This window comes from Pseudoalteromonas sp. GABNS16E (assembly GCF_028598715.1).
In the GTDB taxonomy this organism is placed as follows: Bacteria; Pseudomonadota; Gammaproteobacteria; order Enterobacterales; family Alteromonadaceae; genus Pseudoalteromonas; species Pseudoalteromonas atlantica.
Map to the genome: position 1 here is coordinate 1 of NZ_JAQREZ010000157.1, position 580 is coordinate 580.

Genomic DNA, 580 nt, shown 5'->3' on the forward strand with positions numbered 1-580 from the left:
TATTTTTCCAGAGACTGAAGTTCAATTATGTATTGTTCATCAGATACGCAATTCAATGAAGTATGTTGCCTCTAAAAATCAAAAGGCGTTCATGGCCGACTTAAAGCCAGTATATCGTGCTCCAACCAAGGAAGCTGCTGAGTTAGCACTTGATGAACTTGAGGCTAAATGGGGTAACTCTTACCCGCTTGTGATTAACTCCTGGCGCAATAAATGGCATAACTTATCAGCTTACTTCAAGTATCCTGAACATATTCGTAAAGTCATTTATACGACGAATGCTGTGGAGGCTGTGCATCGTCAATTTAGAAAGCTAACGAAAACGAAAGGCGCTTTTCCAAACGAAAACAGCTTGTTGAAATTACTTTATGCTGGCATATTAAACGCCACTGAGAAATGGACCATGCCAATCCACAATTGGAGCTTGTGTTTATCTCAGCTGGCCATTTATTTTGAAGGACGTTTAGATAGCGTACTCGACATTTAAAAATTTAAGCTGACACAGAATTTTGAACGCCCTCTGTGTTGGTTATAAAATAGGCTTAAGGTTCATTTCGAGGGGATGGGCACAAAACCCCTA

At 40.0% G+C, this 580-nt stretch carries 1 protein-coding gene; it reads left to right on the top strand.

What is annotated here, in order from left to right:
• Window positions 1–487 (top strand): IS256 family transposase (locus PSI06_RS21095; RefSeq protein ID WP_273604826.1); only part of this gene is annotated, 487 nt, incomplete at its 5' end.
• Window positions 488–580 lie beyond the last annotated feature (93 nt).